This window comes from Psychrobacter sp. CAL346-MNA-CIBAN-0220 (assembly GCF_040309805.1).
In the GTDB taxonomy this organism is placed as follows: Bacteria; Pseudomonadota; Gammaproteobacteria; order Pseudomonadales; family Moraxellaceae; genus Psychrobacter.
This window is the reverse complement of record NZ_JBEOPF010000002.1, coordinates 351949-373589: the sequence shown is the minus strand read 5'-3', so window position 1 is coordinate 373589 and position 21641 is coordinate 351949. Positions and strand designations below refer to the sequence as shown.

The window sequence follows — 21641 nt, the reverse complement described above, 5'->3', positions numbered from 1 at the left end:
ATTTTACAGCTTAAGACTTACATGCAGCACTGGCTTCTTTAGCTTTTTGATAAACGTTTTGTGCATCCAATCCAAGATCTCCAACATCTTTTAGGTACTTTTGAGTACCTGCTTCTAACGGACCTTTCCATGCAGGATCATTCAATGGATCAGGAATATCTATCATAATATCCCCTTTAGCTTTTGCCTCAGCCATAAATTTGGCGTCCTCTCCATCAAAAACTTTACCCGCAATAGCAGCCATCATTTTACCCGAGTTGTCATCGATGACTTTTTTAAGGTCGTCAGAAAGGCTTTCATACTTATCTTTGTTCATAGTAACCAGGATAGCAGAACTATAAAAAGGCATATTTGTGTGGGTATTTACAAGTTCATTGAGTTTAAATGCACCTACAGCATCCCATGGAAGACTTACTCCATCTAAAACGCCACGTTGAAGAGAAGTATAAAGATCAGTGACAGGTAAACCGACAGGCGTTCCTCCTGCAGCTTCAATAATGTCACCAGCAATAGCTGAAGGACGACGCATACGCAAGCCTTTCAAATCATCTGGCGTGCGTATCGGATTATCAACAGTATGTATTCCTCCAGGACCAGTACCCATCATAAATAATAAATGCGTATCTTCATATTCGCTTGATATAACCCCATCATCATACAACGTTTGCAACATACAGTTCATTTGAGTAGCTGAGTTAGAGAGACCTGGGAGTTCTGCGATTTGAGTCAATGGAAAGCGGCCGTTTGAATAACCTTGAACTTGTGAGCCTATATCAATAGTTCCCTTAGCAGCTGAATCATAGGTGGTATCCGCTGTACTGAGTGTTGCGGAAGGATAAATCTCAACCTTAAGTTTACCATTTGACTCTTCTTCAACCTTTCTCGCCCAAGGTTCGAAGATATCTTGATGTGTTGCTGAGGTGGCTGGCCAAAAATGTGAAAAACGTAATACTGTAACATCTTTAGAGTCCACAACCGCATTATCGCTAGTGGCGGTATCGTTTGATTGCGAGCAGCCAGTAATACCAATCAAAGCTGCTAATGCCATACTAGCTAGGAGCGTTTTCTTCATCATAAATTCCTTTTTTGATGTTTAAAAATAATTCTAATACAAAGTTAGGTGCCTCTTAAAACACCACGTTGATGACTTGTAACAGCGAATCGTCAGGGCGAATTTCAGCTGAAGAACCATCGTACTGGCCTACCGCTGATCGTTTTTGGTAAAAAACTTAGACTGCGGTTGTATTTCTCTCATAACGGCTCTAATAAAGTAATATACTTTGTTCTACATTAGAATTAATGTTCGTATAGTGAACTAACTTATACCTTTTCTATTCTTCTGTCAATCTAGTTATCTCTCTAAGAGCAGAATTGATTTATCAATCGCTTGTAATGTCACTTGGCATTGTCTATCCGCTGCACCACAGTAGGTTAGAGGCGACAGGATTGCTGTAAGCTCGCCATTATTGTCATCCCAATCTAGAGGTAGCTTTGCTAGTAGAGCCAAAAAAGTTTGCGAAAACCCCTTGTGATCTATATGTGCTTCTTGGCTAGCTTTCTCCATCAAAGGATAAATTTGATCTCGATTGACGGAAAAATGACGCTGCAAGTTTTTAATTAGATAGGCGTCGCTATTTAAATCGAGATTAGCTACCATGCGCTCGGGGTAAACTTGCAATCCTTGTAATAAGATTTTCAGATAGGCTGTCGCACCCGCAATCAAAGCCACACCTTCAGTTAAAGGCATCCAAGTGGCATGCCATTGCCCTAACCCTCTCTCAAAAGGTTGGGCTGTTGTGTTGCTAATCACGCTTAGATGTCCATGCATTCTTAAAGTGGCTGCTTTAATTAAGGCACATAATACAGGATTGCGTTTATGGGGCATCGATGATGATTCACCCATACCAATAATAGCGGGCTCAGCTACTTCGCCCAATTCGGATTGACACATCAAAGCAATATCTTCGACGATATTTTCCATAGCACCGGCACAAGCATCTAAGGCAGAAGCTATCGCATGAATAGGCTGTCTGTTAGTATGCCAAGGTAGTAATGGCATTGATAACTCGAGGACTTTTGCAACTTGCTGAGGCAATTCATAACGCTCATTTTCTTCATCACTGACCCCAACCGGACCACCCCATTGTAGATAAAATCCAGAACGCTCTAATTGCGCTAGATTTGGTATAATAGCGATTAATGATGACACCCACTGTGATACTTTTACCCCAAAGGTAATTGGTAATGCTTGTTGCAGTAAGGTTCTACCGGCCATCGGTGTTGCGCGATGATTCTCAATCAATACCCCACAGGCTTTGAGCACCTCAATTAAATCATAGTTAATATGTTTTAGTGCTGGCTTGAGCATCAGCATCATTGCCGTATCAATAACATCTTGACTGGTCACTGTTTGATGAAAATACGGCTTTATTTCTTGAGGTAACAAGGCTTTGGCTTGTATCACAAAAGGAATAGCAGCATTGCCACCCATATAGGTTTGCGCCCCAATAGCATCAATATCAAACAAATCTATCGCTAACGCTTGCTTAGATTTCTGTAGTATTTCTTCGGGAATAAGACCCTGATTTTTTCTGACTTCTATGATGGCCAATTCAAAATCTAACATAGCCTGAACAAATAAATGATCAGAAAAATCATTTGCGATATCAGGGTGTACAAAAGGCTGATTGATTAATTGAGTAATTTTCATTTAGACTCCCTAGTTTTAGTAAGTATTAAACAGTATGCATAACGAACAAGATAAGAAAATAACCGTCGATAGTCCAGATTTTGTTGCCTCTCTTGCAGGAGGTCTCAGCGTATTGCTAACCTTTGATGAAAATCATTCGGTTATGACTCTGAGCGAAGTGGCCGAACGCACTGAGATGGATAGAGCAAAAGCTCGACGTTACCTTTTAACGTTGCACGCCCTCGGTTACGTCCATAAAAACAAGCGCCAGTTTAGTTTGTCACCCAAAACCCTAAGCCTTGGCGCGAGTTATTTAAGCAGTGTACATCATCACGATATTATTCAGTTTTACTTAGAGCGTGTGACTGAAAAGACAGGTGAATCCTGTTCATTTGCGGTATTGAATGGTGATGAAGTAGTTTATATTGCCCGCTCTGCAGCCGAACATCGCTTACTGTCTATTGCTTTATCGATTGGGACAAGACTACCTGTTGCTTATACTTCTATGGGACGCGCTATTCTTGCTAATCTTCCTAGTGAACAGCTCGAAAACTATATTAACGAAGTTGAGCTGTTTTCTCATACTCCATACAGCATTACCGATCGCGACCAATTTCATCAAACGCTAAAAGAAGTCAAAGAAAAGAAATATGTCGTCGTGGATCAAGAGTTAGATATAGGTTTACGATCGCTTGCACTTCCAGTCTACAAATCAAATAATGAATTAATTGGTGCAATTAATATTAGCACCAATGCCATGCGCATTTCCCATGACACTTTAATTGAAAATTTTTTGCCAATACTACGTGATTGCGCTGCAAAAATACAAACCTACTATATTTGACTGGAAGCTACTTCAGCACAATTTACCTAGTTTTAAAACTTAATAGACTAAGCCAACATCCCGCCATCAACGATGACACAAGCTCCTGTGGTATAACTTGACGCATCAGAAACTAAATACAGAACTGTGCCTGCCATTTCATCCGGATGGGCAACGCGGCCTAATGGAATCGCCTTGAGGGCCATATTTAATACTGTATCATTGGTAGTTAAGGCAGAGGCGAACTTGGTATCTGTGAGACCGGGTAGCAATGCATTGACGCGAATATTTAAAGGCCCACATTCCTTGGCAAAAGCTTTAGTCATACTAATAACTGCCGCTTTAGTGATTGAATAGATACCTTGCTTGTTGCCAGCGACCACGCCATTTACCGACGCGGTATTTAATATCACCCCGCCGCCCTGCTCTCGCATCATTTTGCCAGCAGCAGTCGACATAAAGAAATAGCCGCGTATATTCACATCGACTGTTTTCTCAAAAGCTGCCAGATCAGTATCTAAGATATGTCCATAGTAAGGATTTGCCGCCGCATTATTCACCAAAATATCGATTTGGCCAAACTCACTTTTGATATGCTCAAAGATGGCTGTTATTTGCGCCATTTCTCCCACATGACAAGGGAACGCACTGGCCTTGCCGCCATCAGCTACAATACTATCAGCAACCGCTTGGCATGCATCGATTTTACGGCTAGAAACAATAACATGGGCGCCTCTTGACGCCAGCAAACGTGCGATAGATTCACCAATGCCGCGACTTGCGCCGGTGACTAAGGTAATTTTTCCGGTTAAATCAAATAAATCTTTCATGACTATTCCTTTTATATTTATAAAAAATTATTCTTGTAAAAATAGCCCAATCATTAATTAGGCTTCTAATCATTTGCTTACATCTGTTTATAGGCCGTTAAGCCAACATACCGCCATCCAGAGTAAAGGCATGACCATTCATAAAGCTACTTTCATCACTAGCCAGCCATGCAATAGCGCCTGAAACCTCATCAACAGTGCCTAAACGGCGCATCGGACTGGCTTTTATAAGCGATTGCTGGGCGCGCTCGTCCATATTAGCCATGGTATTACGTACCATTGGCGTATCAATAAAACTTGGACATACCGCATTAAAGCGGATATTTACCCGGGCATATTCATGAGCAGCAGACTTGGTAAGTCCCATAACGCCATGCTTGGCAGCGCTATAAGCCGAAAGCAAAGGCGCAGAACGTAAACCAGCAATAGAGGCCACATTAATCACATGACCACCACCATTTGGTGCCATACAACTGACAGCAGCACGCATACAATGCCATACGCCTTTTAGATTGACAGCGATATTACGGTCGAAGTCGTCATCGCTGAGCTGATGCATAGGTGCAGGCTTATGATCAATGCCGGCATTATTGACCACCACATCAAGGCCACCGAGTTCTTGCATAGCAAAAGCAAATAATGCTCGTACATCATCGCCACTGGTGACATCTACTTTTTTAAACAATATGGTATTGCCGGCATCTTGTCCTTGCTTTGCGACAGCTCGTCCAAGCTCTTCAGCCAAATCGCCAATCACAACTTTAGCACCCCGACTCGCCAGCAGGATGGCGCTTGCCGCGCCGATTCCCGAAGCGCCACCGGTAATTAAAATCCGTTTACCTGCTACATCTGAGGCAAGTCCGTTTGTGGTCAGTGTCATAATTTATTCCCTTAAATGTTTTATTTTGATTAGAATCAGCTCTTTTAGAACCAGTCAGCTTGCATATCCGTGCAAACAGAATTGGTGTTGGTTAAAATTGCTATATCGCGTTTTATAGTGGGCAATTCCCAATCAATATAGTATATTGCCGCTTGTATTTTGCCTTTATAAAAATTCTGCTTTTCATTGTCTTGCGTATCACTTAGCAACTGTTCGGCTTTGCTAGCCTGACGAATCCAGATCCAGCTCACCACTATTGAAGAAAATATGTTCATTAAGGCTTGGGCATTACCAGTCAGCGTAATCGCTTTTTCAGTTTGTAGTATTTTGCTTAAATGTACTAAAACTTCATGCAAATGACCCATATAAGGCATCAGCTTGCCTGCAAGATTTGCGGACTCTGGCGTGCTTTTTAAAGTATTGGCGCTTTCCAAATCCTGCGTAATTTCACGTTTTAAGATTTGAATACCAAGACCTTGGTTTTGCCACAATTTACGGAATGACAAATCTAAAGCTTGTACGCCATTTGTCCCTTCATGGATGGGGTTCAGACGATTGTCACGCCAAAATTGCTCGGCATAATATTCACGCGTATAGCCTGCGCCGCCCAATACTTGAATACCCAAGTCGTTCGCTTTGGGCCCATATTCAGAGGGCCATGCTTTTAACACCGGAGTCAGTAAATCTAACAACTCCGATAGCTCCGTTTTGAGGGTTTCGTCATCACAAGTATTGATTCGGTCAATAAGATTTGAGCCATACAAACACAACGAGATGCCGCCTTCGGTATAAGCTTTTTGCGCCAGTAGCATGCGCTTAACATCACCATGATTGATGATAGCCGTTGCATCGTGTTCGGGCTTATTGTTGGGTGCGATTCTGCCTTGCGTTCTATCTTTTGCATAAGCTAAAGAATACTGATAACCACGATAACCAATCATCGCCGCGCCAAAACCAACCGCAATACGGGCTTCATTCATCATCTTAAACATATAACGCAAGCCGAAATGTTCTTCGCCGATGAGATAACCATAGCAATCACCTTCATCACCAAAGCTTAATGACGTCGAGGTTGTGCCTCTATAACCGAGCTTATGTAGTAAGCCAGTTAAATGAACGTCATTGCGGACACCTATCGACTCATCATCATTCAATCGATATTTTGGCACGGCAAACAAAGAAATGCCTTTGACACCGCCAGGGCCACCCGGAACTTTAGCCAATACTAAATGGATAATATTGTCAGACAACTCATGATCGCCACCTGAGATATAAATCTTGCTGCCTTTTATTCGGTAAGAACCGTCATCTTGTTTGACCGCTGTGGTTCTTATATCGGCAAGCGACGAGCCAGCATGCGGCTCAGTTAACGCCATTGTTCCGGTAAATTCGCCGGTTAACAGGCGTGGCATAAAGGCGTTTTTGATATCATCGCTGGCAAAGTGTGAGAGCACATTAATCGCTGCGGTGGTCAAAAACGGATAAGCCGTGGTTGAGGGATTGGCCGCCATAAAATAGCCTGCCACTGCGGTCATCACCGTTTCAGGTAATTGCATGCCACCCTCTTCAAACGAATAACGACCGGCTATAAAGCCTGACTCTCTAAACGCATCAAAAGCGACTTGCACATCGTCTATCATGCTGACTTTTTTACCATCGAACTGCGGTTCATTCTGATCCGCGATATGATTGTGTGGCAAAAATAAATTGGTTGCCATTTTTTTCGCGGTGTCTAATACAGCGTCGAAGGTGGCACGGTTGTGCTCTTCAAACTTAGGGCTGTTGCAAAGCCTTTCGGTGTCTAGCACATCATACAGTTGGAAAGGGAGTTCAAAGTCATTGATAAGGGTATCTGCTGCCATCGTGTTTTCTCTTTGGTGGGCCAATAGATTATGTATATAGGTTTACTTATTCATATATTTTTAGCATATTTTTTGGTTTCTGTTTGATGATTAAACTAGATAAACCGAGCACCATAAAATACTTATCAATTGATATTAGTCTAATTTGTCGCTTTGCTGTATTGTCATTTATGACATAATTATGGTGAAATAAGACATCGATAGGCAGTAAGATGAAACCATATCTATATTGTCTCGTGTAGCTGGTATAAATTTTTCTTGCTTGCTGTTCGCAAGCGGGACAGAGGCTGCAAAAAATTCATACCAGTAGGCCAGTAATATTGCATCATTTTTAAATTGGATCGACTATGTACTTATCTAACATACCATTAACAATGGCTAAAGGATGATAAACCTATGCCCCATGTAAAGCCTTTTAAAGTCATAATCCTCGGGTTTGATGGCGTACTTGGCAGTGTATTGTCTGGCGCGTTAGATTTGTTTTCATTTACGGGGGTCAGTTGGCAACGATTTTTGGGTCAGATAGTAGAGCCAAAGTTTGACGTGCAGATTGCCAGTTTGCATGGCTCAGACATTAGAGGTAGCAATCGTTTAATTATGCAAGCGCATTGCGATATTGAGGACGTGACTCACTGTGACTTACTGTTAATTCCAACCATTGGCGATTCAATAGATAAGGTTTTAACGCAAAATGTAGACTTATTACCGCATATAGTACGACTCGCTAACACCCAGGCAGATATTGCTAGTAATTGTAGCGGTGCGTTTTTTTTAGCAAAAGCTGGCATTCTTGATGGCTTAACAGCGACTACACATTGGGGTTATGCACGTAAGTTTAAGGCAGACTTTCCCTTGATTGATTTGCAGGAAAATCAATTTGTGACCCAGTCAGGCAATATATTTTGCGCGGCGGGCGGTAGTGCTTTTTATGATTTGGCTTTGTTATTGATAGAGCGCTACTGCGGGCGAGAGATCTCAACTCAAGTAGCAAAAACGCAAATCATTGACAGTAAAAGAGGCAATCAGAATAGTTATACCAATGTTACCTTGTATAAGCCCCATTCAGACCCGCTGGTAAAACGCGTGCAAGAATTTATTGAGGACAATTTTAAGCAACTCATAAAAATCAGTGACTTGGCAGCGATGGTTAATATCACGTCACGGACATTGAACAGACGCTTTCAATCCTGTATGGCTATGCGTCCTATTGAGTATATTCAAGCCGTAAGAATTGAGCAGGCTAAACGCTTATTGGAATCAGGAGACGTGACTATAAAATCGCTGGCTGATCAAGTCGGCTATAACGACATATCTTCGTTTACGCGCTTGTTTAAACGCGCCACAGAACTGACGCCAAAGGAATATCAAAACAAGTTTTCTCGTATGTCCATTTGATGGTGCTTCTGCCATATTTTTTGCGTTATTAATTACTCTGCTGCGCGCAAATTTTTATTAGTAAAATAGTAACGCAAAGTTAGTGACTGTCCATTTCGGTATATCAATCAAGCCATACATAAAATAAAACGCTATCTTAAGAGTGGCATAACAGCCTGCTTCAAGATAGCGTTAATTGACGATAGAGACTAACTAATGGCACCTAGCGACTGGCTATTAATTCTATTTAATTCGCTTAGTTAGGTAAGAGGATATGCTTGCTCTGTTGATAAGATGACAGACCATCCTCGCCCAGCTCGCGGCCAATGCCACTTTGCTTAAATCCACCCCAACCTGCTTCAGGAAGGACGATTTGTTGCTCATTAATCCAGATATGTCCGGCTTGAACTTGTAATGCCATCTCTAACGCTGCTTGTTCATCAGCACTGACAATGGTCGCTGCCAATGCAAATTTGCTATCGTTCGCCATACGAATGGCTTCGGCATCATCTTTAAAGATTGTACTGACAAGTACCGGCCCAAACACTTCTTCTTGCCATAACTGACTGTCTGTTGATACATTTATATAGATTGTTGGACTAGCAAAATAGCCTTGTTTATCCAATGCGTTACCACTGGTCAGACATTCAAGGTTTTCTATCGTTGCGATATCCAGATATTTTTGTACTTGCGTGAGTTGCTGCTGACTGACTAGTGGCCCCATTTGCGTATCAGGATCAAAGCCATCACCCACTTGCAGGTTGTTTGTTTTAATCTTTAGCTGTGCAAACAGTTTCTGAGCGATATCATGATTAACTAATAGCCTTGAGGTTGCAGAGCATATCTGACCGGCATTGGTAAATATACCTCCAATGACTAAATCACAGGCATGATCTATGTCGGCATCAGCGCGAACGATAATGGCAGACTTGCCACCAAGCTCTAGACTGATATCTTTTATACCTTTGGCGGCTTGTATCATGACCTTTTCGCCGACCCCATTACTGCCCGTGAAAGAAACTTTATCAATTAGTGGGTGACTGGTCATCGCTACCCCTACTTCGGCAGCACCCGGTAGGATATTGACCACTCCTTTTGGTAAGCCGATAGCAGACAATATATTACCCAGCATGAGTTCTGGTAGCAAGGTCACCTCAGACGGCTTTAAAATCACCGTACAGCCAGCGGCCAAAGCGGGTGCTAGTTTCCAAGAGGTCGTTACCATGGGAAAGTTCCAAGGTACGATAAGGGCACAAACGCCAATAGGCGCTAAGGTTTTAAGTAATCGAATGCCCGACTCATTAGTCGTAACTTCAGTCAAGGTTGTCTGACCGGCAATCAAATTGGCATAGTAGCGATAGCAAGCGATGGCATCACTGATATCTATTTTTGCCTCTTCGATTGGTTTACCGCTATTTAAAACTGACAACCCCACCAACTTATTAAACTGTTGCTCCATAGCGTCTGCAATAGCGTTTAAATAGTCAGCACGCTCGCTTACTGTCGTTTGCGACCATGCCAGCAAGGCTTTAGAGGCCGCAGTAGCCGCAGCGTCTACTTGAGATTTATTGCACAATTGAGTGGTGGCGATGACTTCGCCCGAGCTTGGATCATATAAAGAATGGAAGCTAGTATCATCACGACTAACGGACAACGAGCTGATATTTATCCATTCACCATTTATATAGGCAGCGTTTAGTATTACCTCATTTTGAACCGTCTCTTTTGCTGCGACTCTTGTTATACCTTCAGATTGTGTGATTTTCATAATGAGATGTTACCTCTAATTATTTTTAATATAATATTCTATTTTTTATTAAAGTTAACAGGTTAGTAACCAGTCTAACTCTGTAATCTATAAAATTAGACCGATTCTATTGACGTTATCACTATTAAACTATTAGTTAATAGTGATAAAGTAGTAGTGCACTAACGATCAATACAGCAAATGTGCAATTGAAGTAATAACCACTAAGCTAATTAGCGTACGGATAATAAAGATAACGAACAGCTCTAATACGTTAAGCTTAATATTTGATTTTAAAATCAGCGCACCAACCTCAGACATATAAATAATCTGAGTGATAGATGCCGCCCCAACAATAAATCGGGTCATCTCACTTTCAATACTCTGACCAACCAATGCTGGTAAATACATGTCGGCAAAGCCCATGATCATAGCAGGCGCGGCATCGGCAGCTTCTGGAATCCTTAATAACTCAAGCAGCGGTACTAAAGGTGTGGCCAACCAATCAAAGACGGGGGTGTATTCTGCCAATCCTAAACCGAGTACTCCGATAGCAAAAATGACCGGAATAAGTCCAAAATAAATATCAAACAAATTCTTTAAGCTGTTTTTGAATACATGACCTAAGCTAGGCATAGAATGCGAGCGCGTCACAGCACGATTGACCGCCCATTGATAGGTACTATATTGGGTAGGAATCTCTTCATCAAGCATACTTTTACCAGAGTGGTAAGTATCAGGTTTTAGTGATAGCGGTGGTATACGCGGCATGATAATGGCGGCTATAAAGCCCGTCAAGGCAACCGTTAAATAAAAGAAAACAAAGTTATTTTCTACGCCAATAGTTTTTGCTACAACGTAAGTAAAGGCAATAGAGGTCACCGAAAAGGTCGTCGCAATAATGGCCGCTTCACGCTGGCTATAGTAGCTTTTATCATACTCTTTCATTGTGACTAGCAAACCAATAGAAGCTGCTCCAAACCAAGAAGACATCGCATCAACCGCTGAACGTCCCGGCAGCTTGAATAGTTTGACAAATAGCTTGCTGGCTAATGTCCCTAAAAACTCCATCAAACCAAAATCGGTCAAGAAGGGTAAAGACAAAATCGCAAAAAAGAACAACGGAATCAAAATTGGGACTAGATCCTCAAAAATGACGCCACCAGTATTACGGTTAATAACGAATTCAGGACCTATTTGTAAAAAAATCATCCAAATAAATAGCGTTCCTAAAAAGCGAGCAACGAGCCAAAACCAATCAACATCGAACATCCCTTTTAATAGGGACTCTTCAGGCAAGTTAGGTCGCAATATCTTCATCGCTAATGCCCCTAGAAAGGAAGTCGTCACTATCGCAATCGCGACATAAGCGACATAACCGCCTATCAATCCTTGCAAAGTATCCGTTAATACCCCGAGTAGAATGGTAACCTTGCCATCCCATTGAAAGGGAATGATAAACAGCGCAATACCCAGCGCCGAAAACAACATAAACTTCCACATCGACGCTCGCCACTGCGCGCCTTGTGGTGTTTTTGGATCGACAGCATTGGTACCTAATACTGGCTGCTGTGATTTTGTGATATTAACCGTCATTTTATTCCTCCATGAAAGGCGTTGAGCGCCAATTCTTCCATTTAGCTGTCTGACCAATTCCTGGATTCAGTGAATTGGTCGGATCTAATTTTTTATAAAACGAATTTAATGCTGACTTAGCGCTATAAACATGACCCACATTATGTTCAGCAGGGTATTCAATATGGCGCTGGTCATAAAAATTCAGTAGTTCTTCCTTGAACGTTTTTGCATCAACATCTGGATGTAGCAAATAATCTTGGTGCATAACATGACAAAAAAAGTGTCCCAGATAAAAGCAGTTTTTTACTTGTTGTTGTAAGTCGGTTGGTAATATCTCGTCCCAATCTATGGCATTTCTAGGCAAAGCAATGTCTGTCGAGATTAGCTCGCCAAAATCTTTATGATTTAGATTGTGATAGCGAAACATAGCAGCAGTAGCAGCGCTGCGAAATACCAATAACGCTGCTCCTTCTTTCGGAGTACACGCATGTAATGTCCCGTCATAGTGCTGCATATGAGACTGCAGAAATTCTTGGGCCGTGCAAATGTTATCGTCCGCCACTTTGATGATTAAATGATAATTATAAGCACGAGACTGTCTGGCGAGCGGCTTCGGTAAAGACGCTGGCATAAAGGTAGATGCCAGCTGTAGCAGACGATCTGACAAAGTCTGTGGTAGATGCCACTTTTCTAAATAATAACCAACCTTAGCTTGCAAACGATACAAGGCCCCTATCTTGCTAGCCGTCAATCGACTCATACTGAGGCAGGTATCTCGGCCATAATGTAGGGTGATGTCGTTATAATCTTTATGCATATACTCTGCTAAAACCGGCAGGCTCAAGTCACTCTTAAGCCACTTTTGTCTTAGCGTGGTTAAAGCTTCGGCCTGGTCAGTAGAGATATAAAAGGTTTGCTCTTGAGTGGTCTTGGCAAAGGTTGCCACTCTGACCGCAAATACAATTAATTTCCCTGCTGAGCCGGACGCTTCGAACAGACCACTAGGATCATTGTTATATCTTGCAGGTGTAGCGGACTCGCAATCGCGGACCTTATTCTGATAATGATAATTTGCACTTGCTCTATCAGCTGTAGCGCTGTCTAGGCTTTTATCAATCTGGCTTTTAACTTGAACATCAATCTGACTGTCAATTTCATCATCAACTTGAACGACCTCACCAAATTGGCCTGACTGTAAATTATTAAGAATCTCTTCTGGCGTATCACCGAGCGCTAGCCCTAAATGATTGATAAGCTCAAACGTCCCTGATGAGCTGCGTCTTGCGTACAAGGCCATCTCGGTATAAGCAGGACCGCGCTGAACCAACATACCGCCTGAGCTATTACAAATGCCACCAATCACTGACGCGCCAACACAACTAGAGCCCAATACCGAATGCGGCTCACGGCCCATAGGGGTTAGGATAGAATCTAATTGTTGTAGGGTGGCAGCAGGTAAGGCAATCGCCTCTGTAGCGTCGTTGAGGAGATGAATACCCCCTAATAACTGCATGGATATCACTACCACTGGCCGATCATAATCGCCAAAAGGCGTTGATCCTCCAGTGAGTCCTGTATTAGCAGCTTGGGCAATAATGATGGCATCAGCCGCTGCACAAATATTAATAACTCGCCAGAGCGCTACTAACGACTGCGGAACAATCACTGCCAGCACTTGAGGCGCGGCGTCATCATTAATTATTCCGTGAACGTAAGCTTGTTGTTGACTCAGTTTTGTTAGCACATTTTTGTGCCCAACTAGGTTTATAAGGTCAGCTAAAAGTTCAGCTAATAAACGAGACGAGTTTTTAGAATGTGACACTATAGACGCTCTTCCTTGATCGACTAAACTTCAGCGCATTTAGCTAAAATAAGTAAAGGATTTACCCATCTCAGCAATGAAGTCATCGGCTTCATCCACTTCGTAAATAATCGGCTGCTGCCCTTTAATGTCTTGTTGCAGCGCCTCTGTTAACTGTTGTTTCCCAGTAATTCTGCGATAGCCGGCTCCAAAGCCTGCTGCCAGTGGCTCAAAGTTCGGGGTTTTAATATTGACTCCAATTAACGGCAATCCGCGCTCTTCCATATAGCGACGAATCTCGCCATAACCTTGGTTATTCCACACTAATACAATCAATGGCAGCTCAAGCTCTGCAGCGCAGATGAGCTCAGCTATCGTAAACTGAATACCACCGTCGCCGATTAAACTAATCACTGGAGCATCGGTTGCTAGCATCGCACCAATAGCAGCGGGTAAGCCATAACCCAAGGTGCCAAACCCGGTCGATGAATTAAACCACTTGCGGGTACTTAAAGCTTCAAATCCATGATTGCCGCTATAAACAGGTTGCGTTGAATCACCGACAATAATGACGTCTTTTACCGTATCTCGAATCAGCTTAAGGAGCGCATTTTGACCGGCAAAGCTTGCCGGCATAGACTCTATCAGTGCCTGTTTTACCTGAGCTACCTGCTCTTTGGCTTTATGATCTAAACCTTTATTTTCTAAGCGCTCGCACAATCCAGTAATCGCCATTTGGGCATCGGATAATACAGCAATATCAGCTCTAAACGGACGTTGTAGCTGCTGGGCATCGCAGTCAATGCGAATAAGTGTGCCATTGATGCAAAAGCCACCATCAAACACCACATCGTAATCGGTTTCGCCAAGCTCAGTACCAATTGCTAAAACCACATCTGCCTCAGCGATAAGTGCGCGCCCTGCTTCCAACGACTGACTGCTACCCAAACTTAACGGGTGACCCGGGGGCAACAGACCTTTACCATTAATGGTCAAAAATGTTGGGGCATCGATAAGCTCTGCGAGCTTCTGCGCATCACTGTCCACAGCAACACAGCCCCCACCGTAGAGTAAGACCGGATTTTTTGCAGTCTTGAGGCAATCAATAATTAAATCCAGTTGTGCCGGATTCGGAAGCGGTCTCATGACTTGAGGTAGCATTAAGCTATTTGAATGAGTTTGGCTTTGCGTAGGCGGCTTAGCAACATGACTGGCATCCGCGGTAATTACATCAATAGGCAACTGAATATGGACCGGACCTGGACGCGCACCATTAAATAAGGCAAAGGCTTCAGCGATAACTTTTGGCAAGGCTTCAGGTTGCCAAATAGTTTTACTAAACAGAGCAACCTTACTTACCATCCCTTGCTGATCATGCAATTCATGCAAGTGCCCTTCACCGCTACCCGTATTATTAATTTTATTCACACTAGAAATCACTAACATCGGTATCGAGTCCGCCGCTGCTTGCGCCATCGCTGTCATGATATTGGTCATGCCAGGGCCAGTAATAATAAAGCAAACCCCAACTTTACCAGAGGCACGGTAATAGCCATCAGCCATAAATCCAGCGCCTTGCTCATGACGCGGCGTAACGTGGCGGATATTGGTATTCGGTAGGCCACGATACAGCTCTACGGTATGTACACCGGGAATACCAAATACGGTCTCTACCCCATAATATTCCAGCCACTCTACTAATAGCTCTCCACAAGTCAGCGATGGAATAGTTGGCGGCGTGGCCGCTATTGGCGTCTGTATCGATTGCGTCATGAGTCAGTCATCCTAAAAAATTCACTGAATGTTTAATTAATTATTAGTTATCAAATACTAAGCCTAAACGAACCTTTAAAAGGGTTTTAAAGGTTCGTTCTGTCTTATTCTGGTCATTGTAATGACGAACAGTTACTAACCAGACGGTTCTTAATAAATAGCCTTGACCTTTTCGTCATAGCGCACACCCGGCAAGATACATAGCATTTCAAACAATAAGTTTGCCGCTAGTACAGAAGTATTACCAAATGGATCATAAGGTGGTGACACTTCTACCAAGTCACAGCCAACCACATCAAGTCCACGCATACCGCGAATGATTTCTATTGCTTGAGTGGATGTCAAACCACCAATTTCAGCCGTTCCAGTGCCAGGGGCAAATGCAGGATCAATGCCATCAATATCAAAGCTTAAATATACCGGACCATCCCCTAGTTTTTCTCTTACTTCTGCCATCAAAGGTGCGAGAGATTTGTACCAGCATTCCTCAGCAGGCACAACGCGAAACCCTTGTTGAGTCGACCAATCGAATTCTTCAGCGCTATAACCGGTACCACGTAAACCAATCTGTACTACCCGATTACCATCAATTAAATTTTCTTCAACAGCACGGCGAAATGGTGTGCCATGAGCAATTTTTTCACCGAACATATCATCATTAATATCAGCATGAGCATCTATGTGCACCATGCCTACCGGGCCATGTTTCTTTGCTAGGGCCCGTAATATCGGTAACGCAATCGTATGATCGCCGCCTAAAGTCATCGGAATGGCACCGTGACTGACAATTTTATCGGTATAAAAATTTTCAATAATATCGATACTTTTGAGCAAATTAAAGGTATTAATAGGTACGTCGCCAATATCAGCAACTTGTAATGATTCAAAAGGGGCAGCGCGAGTAGCGACATTATAGGGGCGGATCATTCTTGATTCATCACGAATCTGTCTAGGACCCAGTCTTGCCCCACTGCGATTTGACGCGCCAATATCTAAAGGGACGCCGACAAAGGCAGCATCAAGACCTTGTGCGTCAGACTGAGTAGGCAGGCGCATCATCGTAGCAAAACCACCAAATCTTGGCATTTCATTGCCGCTTAGAGGTTGATTAAATTTCATAGATTACATCCTTGATTATATTTTTCGTACCGTTTATTGAAATAAACAATCCTTTTACATACGTTCACAATACCTAAATATAACCACTCAAACCATGTTAAAATTCAGAAGTAAACTTCTAATATTTCGTAGTGAGTAATAGTTATTGGTTATAATCAGAAGTTTATTAACGCTTAAAAAGCCAAGATATTTTTAGATAAAGGGTTTAATACTTTAAAAAATAGCATAATTTCTCGATTTGGAAATTAAACATTTTTTATCAACCCGCTCTTAATTATTGCTTATATTATAAGAGCATTAGAAACATTAAAATTACGGATGGAAAGCACGGATTAAACCTAATAGTTTCTCTTTCTTAATAAATTTATTCTTTTATATAGTGTGAAAATTGATGTTCGATGAATTAATAAAAATAGACGTTAAAACCCTACGTACCTTTATGGCTATCGTGGAATGTCAAGGTGTGACTGCCGCCCAATCTCGCTTAAATATCACGCTCTCCGTTATCAGTGGCCATCTTGCACACTTAGAGGATCGGTTAGAGATGACCCTATGTCATCGTGGGCGTGGTGGTTTTAAACTGACAGAAGATGGCATTGCCGTTTATGAGGCCTGTTTGAGCTTTCAAGAAGCGGTCGCTAACTTCGAACATCAGCTGCATTACATTCGTCAATTAGATTCGGTGCGTGGTGGTCATATTCGTTTGTGTTTGGCAGATCAGCTGCCAACGTTTTTTTATGAGGCTCTACGCCAATGTCTGTCTGTAAGCTATAGTAAAAACCCTCTCATACACTTTTCTATTGACGTGCAGAGTCCAGAAAGTATGTTAGAGAACCTACTTAGCAATGAAAGTGACATTGGGGTTGGTTATTTTGGCAGCTTTCCGCCTTCACTGACTTTTAAACCGGCGTTTACTGAAAAGCAAGTGGTCTGCTGTGGACGGGAACACGAGCTATTCCATCAAACAGATGCATTGACTTTTGAGGCCTTAGAGCAACATTACTCTTGGGTTAAAAGAGGTTATGTGGTGGATCATAAGATCAATCATATTCGTCCTAGAATTCTAAGTGCCACCACCTATCATATGGATGCTACTGCACAGCTCATTCTTGCTGGGCATCATGTTGGCTACCTACCACATGACTTGGCAAAGCGTTATCAAGAAATGGGGCTTATTAAGATTTTATTACCTGAAGAAGCCAGTTATGAGGTGAAGCACCATTGGGCTTATCGAGAAAACCTGCACAAGCAGGCGAAAGGTTTTTTAGATCAAATGTTTGCGCTGTTATCCGAACAGACGCATCAGGATTAACGAGCTAATTACAGCAATTAAACTCTAATGTCATAATAAAATTAATAATATCTCGTAATATTATGCTTAGCAAATATCTCTACTAACTGTGGCAATCTATCAAGTTACTCAATATCAAAATATTACCACTTCATTAAAAAATAAATGACATGGTGTCACTTAAAATGAATAGACATTGACTTAGAATACGCACTTTTCTTTCTGTCAGTCACGTTGTGAGCTTTAGTATGGGTAACTAGGATGTGCCCTCAATTGGTCAGAGTGTTTTAGAATAAGCTATACTTATTCTATGTTTAGAAACATGAAATCAGATACCATGACAAGGAAGCATGGCATGATCGAGGTACTATAGTCGATCCAATTTAAAAACGATACCGTGCTACGAGTATGAATTTTTTACAGCCTCTGTCACGCATGCGAACAGCAAGCAAGAAAAATTTGTACCCGTAGCACGCTGATAGGAACGACTCTCTTTTATTTTGAACTGACTATATTCGTCTGGTCTCTTGTGTCGTTTGGCTTAATTGATGACACGTCCTAGCAAAATTTGCTACCATGTATTTTTTAGGTTTTATGATTTAGATTTTATTATTTAGGTGATTAGATTATGGCCAAAAATGCCCTACAGGCGCAACTTTTAAAAGCTGGATTAGTTGATAGTAAAAAAGCCAAACAATTAAGCAAACAGTCTCAGCATGCCAAGCGTATTGGCGATCCATCAGATGTTGAAGTTAAAAAATCTGTAGCAGAAGCGCATGCAAAAAAAATAGAAAAGGATCAAAAGCTTAATCAAGAAAAACAACAAATTTTAGAACAGAAAATGCTAAAAGCCAATATTATTCAAATGATTAAGCAGCATCAAATTCCTGATACCCAGGGTGATGTCAGCTATCAGTTTGTTGATCATTCTAAAGTTAAAAAAGTTCATATTACCCAAAAATTATATGATCAAATAGTGGCCGGTCATGTGATTATTGCGCGATTGGAAGAAAACCATGCGCTGAACTATGCCCTGCTCCCTCGTCCCTTAGCAGATCGTATCAATGCGAAATTGGAAGGTTTTATGGTGGTTTCTAACGATAAACCAGATGTTGAGCTAGCAACGGACGATCCTTATGCGGCCTATGTGATTCCAGATGATTTAATGTGGTAGTCATTGCTGATTAGGCAGTGCAGATTTAGTGATCGAAGGAATAACTTGCAGTAAATATGTTGACGAGAACTCTGATGCTACTTAGCAAAATTTAGCCGTTTTAAGACCCTATCTAATCCAATCAAAGTCCTGAAATCTCAGCGTACTACGTTCACCATAAGCTACCGAGCGCCGCCAATCAGCTGCAACTCGCGGCACATCTTGCCCCGCATCAATCATCTTGGCGGCATTGATCCAGCCGGCATGACCCACTACCAATATTGGCATGTTTATAGAAATACCACCTTGCTCAGCAATACGCTCGTTTAACCAGCCTTCCACACGGACAAACAACTGTTGCAAACTTTCGCCATTATCGGGGGCAAAATGGGCAAAATCATCACACCACTTATCAATTTCTTGTTTGGCAATGGTCTCCCAAGGGCAACCATCCCAGACGCCAAAATCAATCTCAGCAAGCTCAGAGGAAATGTGACATTGAAAGCCATGTTGTGCCAGTATTTGACCGACCTTTAGTGAGCGTTTTAAAGGGCTGACCCAAATTACTTTAAGTAATTGATGCCGGCGGGCGAAACGCTGAATTTGATTGGCCAGTCGTTTTAGCTTACGCTTGTCGACTCCCATGTCAGTATGACCAAGGCAGATGCCAGTAGCGGCAAGCGGCTTAGGGTGACGCCAAATATATAAAGTCATAAATGTTAATTATCCTAATCTTGAATGAAAGCAATTTTAGATAAAGGATTTTTGGATAAATAGGTATTTAGATAAAAGGTTTTTGGATAGAAGATATCTTAGATAAAAGGCAGTGATGCCGCAAGTCCAGCATAAATAGCGACCTCACTAAGCTGCTGAGTGGCACCAAGGCCATCACCGGTGTAGCCATCTAAGCGCCGGCGTAATAAACGCCGCATGTAATCAGTAGCAACTAAGGCCAATACCAATGCCAGAATCCACTGACCGACACTAATCTGTCGCATGGCATCAGGAAGCAAGATCATCACTATAATCCCGCCCAATAGCAGCCAACCACTGCTAATCAATCCTTGTAATGGGGTCAACTGCTGCGCCATGGGTTTGGCCTTCGCATGTTCTACTTCACCACCATAAGGCAGCAGGGCGATAAGACTAATACACAACAAACGTGACGCACTATGTCCAATTATCAAAGCGACCATAGCAACCGATAACGGCAGTGATGCCAGTAATGTAATTTTAAGTAGTAGTGCGGATACGAGACCTAAAGTCCCATAGGTTCCCAGTCGCGAATCTTTCATAATTTCTAAAGTGCGCGCGCGGGTCAGCCCACCACCCAAGCCATCACAAGTATCAGCGAGGCCGTCCTCATGAAAAGCCCCAGTAAGCTTGATACCAAAAATCGTGCTAATCACAGCGCCAACCAAAGGATTAAACAAACTACTAGCGAGCCAAAACACGCCAGCACAAAGAAGTCCGACCAGCAAACCCACTGCCGGAAAGTGCCTACTACTTTGGTGTAGCCACTGCGGATGATAGTCAGTAAATTGAGGTACTGGCAAACGGGTTAAAAACTGTGTCGCTACCAATAATAGGCGGATTTCGTGTTGTAGCCATTGTAACAAGCGTTGCCACCATAAGTAATAAGCAGTAGATGGCTTTGATGGCTGTGACATTAGTTGTTTTGCTCACTGATACCCGCGTCGCTGAAGCTAGCCATCTCATTGATAATGGCACAAGCCGATTGTAATAGTGGATACGCTAATGCTGCCCCGCTACCTTCGCCCAAGCGCATATGCATGTCTAATAACGGTGTTGCATGCAGCAATTGCAATAAATAAGCATGGCCAGGCTCAGCTGAGTGATGGGCGAATATAGCGTATTGACGTACTCCTGGTGCCAGATGTTCAGCGACCAGCAAGGCAATACTAGCGATAAAGCCATCGATCAACAGAATACGTCGTTGGCTAGCGGCCTTAATCATTGCACCTACCATAGTGGCAATCTCTAGCCCACCCAATGCTGCCAGTGCAGCTAATGGCGTACTTGCCTTGCTATGACGTTGTAAGACTTGAGTTAGAATATGAGTTTTATGCTGCAATCCTTCATCATCCAAACCAGTACCGCGACCAATACAATCCGCAATCGGCAAGTTTCCTAATCTAGCCAGCAACAGGCTTGCCGCTGAAGTATTACCAATGCCCATTTCGCCAACAATGAGCAAGTTTCCAGTAAGCTGTTGGGCAACGTTCATACCGTTTTCGAGAGCAGATAAACATTCATCATCAGTCATGGCTGGTTCTGTTAGAGCGTCACGGCTACCGTGACGAACTTTATAATCGAGCAGTTTCGGATGACTGTCAAAATCAGTAGCAACACCAGCATCAACCACTTTAAGCTCGATACCATGCTGACGTGCCAACACATTAATAGCAGCGCCACCATGCAAAAAATTAAGCACCATCTGCGCGGTGACCGCACTAGGAAATGCCGATGTGCCGTGCTTAGCCAGCCCATGATCGGCGGCAAATACCCGAATTTGTGGTTGCTCAATATAAGGGGTAGTCGTCCCTTGAATCAGTCCAATTTGCAGTGCGAGGGTTTCTAAGCGCCCAAGTGCACCCAGTGGTTTGGTTTTCAGATCCATAATCTGTTGTAGCTGCAAACGTAAGTCACTATTTTCTATGTTGGTTATGGTGGGTGCAGTGAATGTGTTCAATGGATACG

At 42.6% G+C, this 21641-nt stretch carries 17 protein-coding genes; 4 read left to right on the top strand and 13 right to left on the bottom strand.

The window, feature by feature from the left end; genetic code table 11:
* Positions 1 to 10: 10 nt before the first annotated feature.
* Complete coding sequence (locus AAEY88_RS07620; RefSeq protein WP_350561109.1) at positions 11 to 1072, bottom strand: TRAP transporter substrate-binding protein; 1062 nt, start codon at positions 1070 to 1072, stop codon at positions 11 to 13.
* A gap of 279 nt (positions 1073 to 1351) precedes the next feature.
* Complete coding sequence (locus tag AAEY88_RS07615) at positions 1352 to 2710, bottom strand: lyase family protein (RefSeq protein WP_350561063.1); 1359 nt, start codon at positions 2708 to 2710, stop codon at positions 1352 to 1354.
* 34 nt (positions 2711 to 2744) lie between these two features.
* Here AAEY88_RS07615 and AAEY88_RS07610 point away from each other — a divergent pair, with 34 nt between their 5' ends.
* Positions 2745 to 3533 carry an IclR family transcriptional regulator C-terminal domain-containing protein gene (locus AAEY88_RS07610; RefSeq protein WP_350561061.1) on the top strand — a complete coding sequence of 263 codons (789 nt, stop codon included), beginning with the start codon at positions 2745 to 2747 and terminating at the stop codon, positions 3531 to 3533.
* 47 nt (positions 3534 to 3580) lie between these two features.
* Here AAEY88_RS07610 and AAEY88_RS07605 read toward each other — a convergent pair whose 3' ends face one another.
* The 3 genes from AAEY88_RS07605 to AAEY88_RS07595 all read right to left on the bottom strand — a co-directional run bounded on the left by AAEY88_RS07605 (position 3581) and on the right by AAEY88_RS07595 (position 7084).
* Complete coding sequence (locus tag AAEY88_RS07605; protein ID WP_350561059.1) at positions 3581 to 4342, bottom strand: SDR family oxidoreductase; 762 nt, start codon at positions 4340 to 4342, stop codon at positions 3581 to 3583.
* Between the two features lie 97 nt (positions 4343 to 4439).
* A complete protein-coding gene (locus tag AAEY88_RS07600) occupies positions 4440 to 5222 on the bottom strand; it encodes an SDR family NAD(P)-dependent oxidoreductase (RefSeq protein WP_350561057.1) in 783 nt (260 codons plus the stop codon).
* Positions 5223 to 5266: 44 nt separating this feature from the next.
* Complete coding sequence (locus AAEY88_RS07595; RefSeq protein ID WP_350561055.1) at positions 5267 to 7084, bottom strand: acyl-CoA dehydrogenase; 1818 nt, start codon at positions 7082 to 7084, stop codon at positions 5267 to 5269.
* Positions 7085 to 7480: 396 nt separating this feature from the next.
* Here AAEY88_RS07595 and AAEY88_RS07590 point away from each other — a divergent pair, with 396 nt between their 5' ends.
* A complete protein-coding gene (locus tag AAEY88_RS07590) occupies positions 7481 to 8479 on the top strand; it encodes a helix-turn-helix domain-containing protein (RefSeq protein ID WP_350561053.1) in 999 nt (332 codons plus the stop codon).
* 235 nt (positions 8480 to 8714) lie between these two features.
* Here the strand turns inward: AAEY88_RS07590 and AAEY88_RS07585 are convergent, their stop codons facing one another.
* From AAEY88_RS07585 to speB, 5 genes are all read right to left on the bottom strand, one after another.
* On the bottom strand, positions 8715 to 10226 hold the full coding sequence (locus tag AAEY88_RS07585; RefSeq protein WP_350561051.1) for an aldehyde dehydrogenase family protein: 1512 nt from the start codon (positions 10224 to 10226) through the stop codon (positions 8715 to 8717).
* A 168-nt stretch (positions 10227 to 10394) separates the two neighbouring features.
* Positions 10395 to 11801: a YjiH family protein gene (locus AAEY88_RS07580; protein ID WP_350561049.1), complete on the bottom strand. Its 1407-nt coding sequence runs from the start codon at positions 11799 to 11801 to the stop codon at positions 10395 to 10397.
* Between the two features lies 1 nt (position 11802).
* Entirely contained in the window at positions 11803 to 13527 is a 1725-nt protein-coding gene (gene dld, locus AAEY88_RS07575; RefSeq protein ID WP_350561047.1) for a D-lactate dehydrogenase, read from the bottom strand.
* 117 nt (positions 13528 to 13644) lie between these two features.
* On the bottom strand, positions 13645 to 15357 hold the full coding sequence (locus AAEY88_RS07570) for a 5-guanidino-2-oxopentanoate decarboxylase (RefSeq protein ID WP_350561045.1): 1713 nt from the start codon (positions 15355 to 15357) through the stop codon (positions 13645 to 13647).
* Between the two features lie 150 nt (positions 15358 to 15507).
* Positions 15508 to 16476: an agmatinase gene (gene speB, locus AAEY88_RS07565; protein ID WP_350561043.1), complete on the bottom strand. Its 969-nt coding sequence runs from the start codon at positions 16474 to 16476 to the stop codon at positions 15508 to 15510.
* Positions 16477 to 16867: 391 nt separating this feature from the next.
* On the opposite strand from speB, the gene AAEY88_RS07560 reads away from it, so the two are divergent.
* Both AAEY88_RS07560 and AAEY88_RS07555 read left to right on the top strand, forming a co-directional pair.
* Positions 16868 to 17788, top strand: a complete 921-nt coding sequence (locus tag AAEY88_RS07560) for a LysR family transcriptional regulator (protein WP_350561041.1) — start codon at positions 16868 to 16870, stop codon at positions 17786 to 17788.
* Positions 17789 to 18395: 607 nt separating this feature from the next.
* The gene (locus tag AAEY88_RS07555; RefSeq protein ID WP_350561039.1) at positions 18396 to 18941 is read left to right on the top strand and encodes a DUF2058 domain-containing protein; all 546 of its coding nucleotides are present in this window, start codon (positions 18396 to 18398) and stop codon (positions 18939 to 18941) included.
* 108 nt (positions 18942 to 19049) lie between these two features.
* Here AAEY88_RS07555 and AAEY88_RS07550 read toward each other — a convergent pair whose 3' ends face one another.
* From AAEY88_RS07550 to cobT, 3 genes are all read right to left on the bottom strand, one after another.
* Complete coding sequence (locus AAEY88_RS07550) at positions 19050 to 19634, bottom strand: histidine phosphatase family protein (RefSeq protein ID WP_350561037.1); 585 nt, start codon at positions 19632 to 19634, stop codon at positions 19050 to 19052.
* A 98-nt stretch (positions 19635 to 19732) separates the two neighbouring features.
* Positions 19733 to 20590: an adenosylcobinamide-GDP ribazoletransferase gene (gene cobS / locus AAEY88_RS07545; RefSeq protein ID WP_350561035.1), complete on the bottom strand. Its 858-nt coding sequence runs from the start codon at positions 20588 to 20590 to the stop codon at positions 19733 to 19735.
* Entirely contained in the window at positions 20590 to 21633 is a 1044-nt protein-coding gene (gene cobT, locus AAEY88_RS07540; RefSeq protein WP_350561033.1) for a nicotinate-nucleotide--dimethylbenzimidazole phosphoribosyltransferase, read from the bottom strand. The genes cobS and cobT overlap by 1 nt, the downstream gene beginning before the upstream one ends.
* Between the last annotated feature and the right edge of the window lie 8 nt (positions 21634 to 21641).

Bases quoted from the DNA above. Each gene is read 5' to 3' on its own strand.
- AAEY88_RS07585 (WP_350561051.1), bottom strand. From the start codon at position 10,226: ATGAAAATCACACAATCTGAAGGTATAACAAGAGTCGCAGCAAAAGAG.
- AAEY88_RS07555 (WP_350561039.1), top strand. From the start codon at position 18,396: ATGGCCAAAAATGCCCTACAGGCGCAACTTTTAAAAGCTGGATTAGTT.
- AAEY88_RS07590 (WP_350561053.1), top strand. From the start codon at position 7,481: ATGCCCCATGTAAAGCCTTTTAAAGTCATAATCCTCGGGTTTGATGGC.
- AAEY88_RS07610 (WP_350561061.1), top strand. From the start codon at position 2,745: ATGCATAACGAACAAGATAAGAAAATAACCGTCGATAGTCCAGATTTT.
- AAEY88_RS07615 (WP_350561063.1), bottom strand. From the start codon at position 2,710: ATGAAAATTACTCAATTAATCAATCAGCCTTTTGTACACCCTGATATC.
- AAEY88_RS07570 (WP_350561045.1), bottom strand. From the start codon at position 15,357: ATGACGCAATCGATACAGACGCCAATAGCGGCCACGCCGCCAACTATT.
- AAEY88_RS07550 (WP_350561037.1), bottom strand. From the start codon at position 19,634: ATGACTTTATATATTTGGCGTCACCCTAAGCCGCTTGCCGCTACTGGC.
- speB (WP_350561043.1), bottom strand. From the start codon at position 16,476: ATGAAATTTAATCAACCTCTAAGCGGCAATGAAATGCCAAGATTTGGT.
- cobS (WP_350561035.1), bottom strand. From the start codon at position 20,590: ATGTCACAGCCATCAAAGCCATCTACTGCTTATTACTTATGGTGGCAA.
- AAEY88_RS07600 (WP_350561057.1), bottom strand. From the start codon at position 5,222: ATGACACTGACCACAAACGGACTTGCCTCAGATGTAGCAGGTAAACGG.
- AAEY88_RS07560 (WP_350561041.1), top strand. From the start codon at position 16,868: ATGTTCGATGAATTAATAAAAATAGACGTTAAAACCCTACGTACCTTT.
- AAEY88_RS07620 (WP_350561109.1), bottom strand. From the start codon at position 1,072: ATGAAGAAAACGCTCCTAGCTAGTATGGCATTAGCAGCTTTGATTGGT.
- AAEY88_RS07605 (WP_350561059.1), bottom strand. From the start codon at position 4,342: ATGAAAGATTTATTTGATTTAACCGGAAAAATTACCTTAGTCACCGGC.
- AAEY88_RS07580 (WP_350561049.1), bottom strand. From the start codon at position 11,801: ATGACGGTTAATATCACAAAATCACAGCAGCCAGTATTAGGTACCAAT.
- AAEY88_RS07595 (WP_350561055.1), bottom strand. From the start codon at position 7,084: ATGGCAGCAGATACCCTTATCAATGACTTTGAACTCCCTTTCCAACTG.